Raw genomic sequence first — 6,925 nt, 5'->3', positions numbered from 1 at the left:
CCGCCCGCCCGCCCGCCGCGATCTTGCAGTTCCTGCTGCCGATATACGTGGAATGCCCCCTACGTCGGGACAGGAAGTGCAAGATCGCGAAGAGGGGGCAGATCGGCGAGCCCGGTGAGGGGATCATTGGCGGATGCTTGACATCCCGCTGCAATTTCGTGCACGGGTCCGCCATGAGCCGGATCGGTCGTACGCAGTGCTGGTCGAAGGACCCGACGGGGAGGTGCAGATCGGCGTCACCGGCAGCCTGAGGGAGGTGCGCGGGGTGGCACGCCAGGGTGCGGCCCGCCTGTTCGGCGTGCCGGTGGATCAGATCGCCGAGGACCGCCTGCACGTCGTGATCCCTCAGCCGCTGTACGGGCGCGACGGGCAGTGGGTGCGGATCGTCTCAGCTGGCGACTGCACCGGCGCGGAATCCCTCGACCTCGGTGTGGCCGGCCAGGCGCACTGGTTCGACCACGAGGGCGCCTGGTTCGTCACGGTGGCCGGCTCCGGCACAGCCATCTACCCCAGCGAGTACCTCGACTTCGCCGCCGTCCTCACCGAGGACGAGGTCGCCGAGTTGCGGAGCTACCTCGCTCGGTCGGTCCAGCCGCCCTCTTGAGTGGCTGGGGCACTGAACGACGACCGGACGGTCGGCCCGGGCCCGCGCGGATTCGCTCCGGGCCCGGGTGCAACCGCCGCTGAGGTCAGTGCCGGGCGGCGCCGTTCTCGCTGACCGGCTGCCCGAAGGCCATGAACGGTACGGGCGTCGGTGTGTCCGTGCCGATGTGCCGAGGGAAGGTCGGCTCGGCGTCGTCGGTGCTCACCTCCGGGGCAGCCGTGCTGTCGGACGCCACCGACTCGTCCGCCGCCGGTGCGCCACCGTGCTCACCGTTCACCTGCTCGGCCAGGCCCAGGTCGGCGGCGCCACCGTCGGCGGGGACGTGGTCGACAGTGGCGTGGTCGACAGTGGCGCGGTCGACGGTGGCGCGGTCGGCGTCCGTGTCGTCCACCGTGGGTCGGTCGGCGGGGTGCCGGTCGACGGCGACGCGGTCGACGCTGAGCCGCTCGACGTTCACCCGCTCGGGGGCGGGCCGGTCGGCGTTGGAGCGGGAGCCCACCATCGGGTATTCCGCGGTCTCCGTACCGCCGGCTGCCGCGGCCATGACCGCAGCGGCGGCGAGGTCGGCAACCCGCTTGGCCTCCCGCTGTACGCGGGCGCGGACGTCCTTGGCGTGCCGCTCGGCGGAGTCCCCCGCCCGGCGGGCCTCGTCCAGCCGAGCGCTTTCGGCGGTGAGGTCCCGGCGGACCTCACTGAGCCGCTGCTGCATCCGGGACAGCTCGTTCTCCAGCGTCTCGCCCTCCTGGCGGATCTCGGCGAGCTGCTGGCGGCCGGTGTCCAGCTCAGCGTTCAGGTCAGCGGCCTCCTGCCGGCGCTCCGCAAGCTCCTTCTGCAGGGCGGCGAGCTGTTGCTGGTGGCTGGCGGCCTGCTCGTCGGCGCGGTTGCGCAGCTCGGTCACGTGCTGCTGCGCCTCGGCCAGCAGCGCGGCGATCTGCTGCTCGGTCGCGCTGCGCTGCTCGGCCAGCTCCTGCTCAGCGGCGGCCTGCTGTTCGGCGATGTCCTGCTCGGCGGCGGTACGCCGTTCGTTGACCTCTCGCTCCACGTTGGCCTGCCACTGGGCCATCTCCTGCTGGTTCTTGGCGCGGGCCGACTGGAGTTCCTGCTGGATCTGGGTACGCGCGGACTTCATCAGCGCGTCGGCGGCGACCCGGGTCTGGTTGAGCTGCTGAGCGCTCTGCTCGGTGATCCGCTTGGCCTCGTGCTGGGCGCGCTCGTGCGCGGTCTCACCGTCGGCCCGCAACTGCTCGGCGTGCTCGCGGATCGCGGTCAACTCGGCCTCGGCCAGGGTGCGCCGCTCCTCGTGGGCCTGCTCCTGCTCGGTCCGCCGGGCGGCCAGCTCCTCGGCCAGGTCCTGACGTGCCTGCGCGGCCCGTTCACGGGTGTCGGCGAGGATTCGCTCAGCTTCGCTGCGTAGCTCGTTCGCCCGGTCGGTGGCCGACTCGGTGATGATCCCGGCCTGCTTCTCGGCGAGTGCCATGATCTCGCCCACCATCGGGCCCAGGTCGTGGAACGAGGCGCGGTCCACCTGCACGGGCTGCTCCTGAAGCTCGGCCAGTTCGGCACGCAGCCGCTGCACCTCGGCGGTCAACTCTCGGACGCGGACGGCGGAGCGCCCGTGCTCTCCGCTCAGCATTGCGATCTGACCGTCGAGCTGCTCCAGGTGCCGGTCCACCTGGCGTTTGTCGTATCCGCGCAGGGCGAGCTCGAAGCTCGGCCGGGAGGCCGCATCGTCGCGTGCTGCGTGCGGCTCAGCGCCGATGGACATGCACCATCCTCCGTACGATCGGGGCGTCAGGGTCGGCGGTCGCCTGCCCCACGGGCCGTCAGTGTGGCGCAACGCTACCGCCGAGCGCACCTCGTGCGAAGTCCTGCCCCACCACCTCTCACGTTGGCGTCCCGCATCCCCCCGTTCCCGCGCCGATCAAGGACTCGTGGTGCCGGAAAGGTGGTGCTCCACCACCTTTGTCACCCAGCACAACTCCATGATCGACGCAGGTCGACGGGGGAGACGCAGGCACGGGTCAGCGTCGGCGGGCGACGAGGACCGCGTCGTGGAAAGTGACCTCCTCGCCGTTCGGGTCGGTGGCGGGGCGGGAGCGTTCCTCCGCCGTCAGCACCTCCCAGCGGCCTGGGTCCAGATCGGCGGCCACGTCCTGGGCGGTGTACATCGCGTCCGGCATGTGCATCCGATGCGCCGCCCCCCACAGATCCGACGGGTGGTGCCCGACGATCAGCAGGACGCCGCCCGGTGCCACCGCCGCGGCCAGCCGGCCGAACAACTCCCGCCGCTGCTCCGGGGGAAGGTGCATGAACTGCGCGGACACCAGGTCGTACGCCTCCTCGATGGGCGGCTTGTCCCGTAGGTCGGCGTGGGTGAACTCGATCCGGTCGCCCACGCCGACGGTCTCGGCGTGGGCGGCGGCCCGGCTCAACGCGGTGGTGGAGATGTCCACCGCCGTCACCTGCCACCCGCGCTCGGCCAACCACACCGCGTCGGCGCCCTCGCCGCTGCCCACGTCCAGGGCGCGCCCCGGGGCCAGGTCGGTGACCTCGGCGACCAGCTGCGGGTTCGGCCGGCCACTCCAGACCGACGGGCGCGACTGGTAGCGCTCCTCCCACGCCGGCTCCTCGAACGTCGTTGCCACCAACTGCCGGTACGCGGCCACGGCGTCGCGGGTGTCCTCGGCGATGAGGTCAGCGTTGATGGCCGCTGCGGCGTTCAGCCCGGCCCCGGCGGACGTGATCACCTGACCACGCAGATCGGCCACATTGCCCGCCACCCAGACACCCGGGACGGTCGTCGCGCCGGTGGCGTCGGTCGGGATCTGGGCACCGATGACGTGCTCACCCATCGTCACCTCCTCCGGGGCCAGGCCCAGCCCCACCAGCACATCGGCGCGGGGAGTCAGCCGCGTCGCCACCACGATCGCGTCGAGCGCCACCACCCGGCCGTCGGTGAGCCGTACCCCGGTCAGCGCGTCGTCGGTCACCTCCACCGCGGCGACCGGGCCGGGCACCACCGCGATGCTGCGGGCGGCGAGCCGCTCGGCGGTCTCCGCGTCCGGTGCCGGGGTGTCGTGCAGCAGGAGCAGCACGCTGGGGCTCCACTGTCGCCACATCTCGGCCTGGTGTACGGCCAGCGGTCCGGTCGCCAGGATGCCGATCCGACGGTCCCGCACCTCCCATCCGTGACAGTACGGGCAGTGCAGCACGTCGCGACCCCACCGCTGCGCCAGGCCGGGCACGTCGGGCAGTTCGTCGGTCAGCCCGGTGGTCACCAGCAGCCGGCGGGCCCGCACCGACTCGCCGCCGTCGAGGCTCAGCCGGAACCCGTGGTCGTCCCGGGTCGCGGTCCGCACCAGTCCGGCGCGGAACTGCCCGCCGTACCCGGCCACCTCGGCCCGGCCGACCGCGAGCAGTTCGCCCGGCGGCGTCCCCTCCCGGCCCAGGTAGTTGTGGATCCGGTCGGCCAGCGCGTTACGCGGCTCACCGGAGTCGATCACCAGCACCGACCGTCGGGCCCGGCTCAGTGCCAGGGCTCCGCTGAGCCCGGCGGCGCCGCCGCCCACCACCACCACGTCGTATGTCTCGTCCACCGGTATCTCCCTCGTGTTTGTCGGCTGCGCCCACCATCCGTCGCCACCGGCAGGGTGGCAACTATCCTTGCCGTTATGGCAAACGAGGACAGCGCCGCGCTGGCGGCCGTCGGCCCCCGGCTGCGTGCCCTACGTCACCAACGCGGGACCACGCTGACCCAGCTCGCCGAGCTCACCGGCATCTCGGTGAGCACCCTGTCCCGGCTGGAGTCCGGAACTCGCCGACCCACCCTGGAGCTGCTGCTCCCGCTGGCGCGGGCCTACCAGGTGGCGCTCGACGAACTGGTCGACGCCCCGGCCACCGGCGACCCCCGGGTACGCCCCAAACCGATAGTCATCCACGGAGTGACGTACCTGCCGCTGACCCGCCGGCCGGGCGGCGTGCAGGCGTTCAAACAGATCTTCCCGCCGGACCCGTCCGCCGGAGGCCGGGTCCCGCAGGCCCACGAGGGGTACGAGTGGCTCTACGTGCTCTCCGGCCGCCTGCGCCTGCTGCTCGGCGACCGTGACCTGACGCTCACCCCCGGAGAGGTGGCCGAGTTCGACACGCGCGTCCCGCACCTCTTCTTCAACCCCGGCCCCGGCACCGCCGAAGCCCTCAGCCTCTTCGGGCCGCAGGGGGAGCGGATACACGTGCGTGCCCGCCCGGCCACGTCGGACACCCGGCAGTGATCAACGTGAGGTCGTGACCCGGCACGCACGGGCCGGCGGTGCGAAGATGACGCGATGACCGATGCGGCATCCCGGCGCTGGAGCGACCGGATCGAGCACCGTGACATCGTCGTCAACGAGGTCCCGGGCTTCCGCCCGCTGACGTTGGACCTCGTGGTGCCGGCGGACGCGCCCCATCCGGTCCCGGCTCTGGTGTGGATCCATGGCGGCGCGTGGCAGTTCGGCTCGCCCAAACAGCCGCCGGAGTGGCTCATGGAGGCGGATCCGTTCACCGCCGCCATCCGGGCCGGCTTCGCGGTCGCCTCCGCGCAGTACCGGCTCAGCGGCGAGGCGCACTTCCCCGCCCAACTCGACGACGTCAGGGCGGCGGTGCGCTGGCTGCGCCGACACGGCGACACGGTGGGCGTGGACCGCGAGCGCATCGGGGTGTGGGGCGAGTCGGCCGGTGGGCATCTCGCCTCGATGATCGCGCTGACCGGGGACGACCAGGACGACACCCGCGTCCGGGCGGCGGTCTGCTGGTACGCGCCGTCGAACCTGTTGACCATCCAGTCACAGGCACATCCGGCCGGGACGATCGACCACGACGCGGCCGACTCGCCCGAGTCCCTGCTGATCGGCGCCCCGCTGGCCGGGAACCCTTCACTGGGTCGGGCGGCCAGTCCGATCACCTACGTCACCGACCAGGCCCCACCCGTGCTGCTGGTCCACGGCGACCAGGACCTGGTCGTGCCGGTAGGGCAGAGCGAAGAGCTTGCCGCAGCATTGACCGCGGTGGGTGCCGAGGTCGAGTTGTCGGTGGTGCGGGGAGCCGACCACTGCTTCGGCGGAGTGCCACTGGAGCCGCTGATCCGCGACACTCTGGCGTTCTTCACCCGAATCCTCACCCCCGACACCGGGGTGCTGCCGCCTCACTAGGGTCACCCGGTGACCGCCTTTGACGTGGTTATGTCGGGCGTGCTTCGAACCGTGCGTGCCGTATCTCCGTGTTTATGATCGACAACCCCGATCGGGGGACCCCGACATGGCCGATCGGTTCGGCCCGGAGCAGACGTGAGGTGCGCGACGGTGATCCGCGAGGCGTACGCCTGCTGGGTGCGTGAACCCGGCGCGGCCGAGATCCGGCCGGTGTCGCTGACCGCCCCCGGCCCCGACGAGGTGCTGGTCCGGGCCAGGTACTCCGGCGTCAGCCGGGGCACCGAGACGCTGGTCTTCGCCGGCCAGGTGCCCGCCGACCAGCACGCCGCGATGCGCGCGCCCTTCCAGGAGGGTGACTTCCCCGGCCCGGTGAAGTACGGCTACCTCAGCGTCGGAGTGGTCGAGCAGGGCCCACCGGAGCTGCTCGGACGGACGGTGTTCTGCCTGCACCCGCACCAGAGCGCGTACGTCGTGCCCGCCACCGCCGTGGTGCCCGTGCCGGACGACGTACCGCCCGCCCGCGCCGTGCTCGCCGGCACGGTGGAGACCGCCGTCAACGCGCTGTGGGACGCCGCGCCGCTGGTCGGTGACCGGGTCACCGTGATCGGCGCGGGCATGGTGGGCTGCTGCGTCGCGGCGCTGCTCGCCCGGTTCCCCGGCGTGCAGGTCGAGTTGGTCGACACCGACGCGCGCCGGGCCGGCGTGGCCGGGGCGCTCGGTGTCGACTTCGCCAACCCGATCGACGCCCGCGGTGACCGCGACCTGGTCGTGCACGCGAGCGCCACCGCCGCCGGCCTGCAACAGTCGCTGGACCTGCTCGCCCCGGAGGGCACGGTCATCGAGCTGAGCTGGTACGGCGACCGCCCGGTGCAGGTGTCGCTGGGCGGCGCGTTCCACTCCGGTCGACTCACCGTACGCAGCAGTCAGGTCGGCATGGTGGCACCCGCCCGACGGGGACGGCGCAGTTACGCCGACCGCCTGGCGCTCGCCCTGGATCTGCTCGACGACCCGGCCTTCGACGCGTTGATCACCGGCGCGTCCCGGTTCGCGGAGCTGCCCGACGTGCTCGCCCGACTCAGCTCGGGTGACCTGCCCGCCCTCTGCCACCTCATCACCTACGACGACGGGGAGTGAC

Annotated in this window: 6 protein-coding genes; 4 read left to right on the top strand and 2 right to left on the bottom strand. The window is 72.3% G+C overall.

Annotated features, from left to right (window positions below; all coding sequences use genetic code 11):
* Positions 1 to 133: 133 nt before the first annotated feature.
* Positions 134 to 604, top strand: coding sequence for a hypothetical protein (locus V6U86_RS11115; RefSeq protein ID WP_334501604.1), 471 nt, complete (start codon positions 134 to 136; stop codon positions 602 to 604).
* An 85-nt stretch (positions 605 to 689) separates the two neighbouring features.
* On the opposite strand, the gene V6U86_RS11110 is transcribed toward V6U86_RS11115, so the two are convergent.
* Positions 690 to 2,369: a hypothetical protein gene (locus V6U86_RS11110; protein ID WP_334501602.1), complete on the bottom strand. Its 1,680-nt coding sequence runs from the start codon at positions 2,367 to 2,369 to the stop codon at positions 690 to 692.
* A gap of 256 nt (positions 2,370 to 2,625) precedes the next feature.
* Positions 2,626 to 4,200, bottom strand: coding sequence for a bifunctional NAD(P)/FAD-dependent oxidoreductase/class I SAM-dependent methyltransferase (locus V6U86_RS11105; protein ID WP_334501599.1), 1,575 nt, complete (start codon positions 4,198 to 4,200; stop codon positions 2,626 to 2,628).
* A 75-nt stretch (positions 4,201 to 4,275) separates the two neighbouring features.
* Here V6U86_RS11105 and V6U86_RS11100 point away from each other — a divergent pair, with 75 nt between their 5' ends.
* The 3 genes from V6U86_RS11100 to V6U86_RS11090 all read left to right on the top strand — a co-directional run bounded on the left by V6U86_RS11100 (position 4,276) and on the right by V6U86_RS11090 (position 6,924).
* Complete coding sequence (locus tag V6U86_RS11100) at positions 4,276 to 4,872, top strand: helix-turn-helix domain-containing protein (RefSeq protein ID WP_334501597.1); 597 nt, start codon at positions 4,276 to 4,278, stop codon at positions 4,870 to 4,872.
* A 54-nt stretch (positions 4,873 to 4,926) separates the two neighbouring features.
* On the top strand, positions 4,927 to 5,790 hold the full coding sequence (locus V6U86_RS11095; RefSeq protein ID WP_334501595.1) for an alpha/beta hydrolase: 864 nt from the start codon (positions 4,927 to 4,929) through the stop codon (positions 5,788 to 5,790).
* Between the two features lie 150 nt (positions 5,791 to 5,940).
* Positions 5,941 to 6,924 (top strand): zinc-dependent alcohol dehydrogenase, encoded by a 984-nt coding sequence (locus tag V6U86_RS11090; RefSeq protein ID WP_334501593.1) that lies wholly within the window; start codon positions 5,941 to 5,943, stop codon positions 6,922 to 6,924.
* Position 6,925: the final 1 nt, after the last annotated feature.

Origin of the sequence: Micromonospora sp. CPCC 205558, assembly GCF_036902955.1 — a bacterium.
GTDB lineage: Bacteria > Actinomycetota > Actinomycetes > Mycobacteriales > Micromonosporaceae > Micromonospora.
This window is presented reverse-complemented; position numbering and strand designations above follow the sequence as displayed.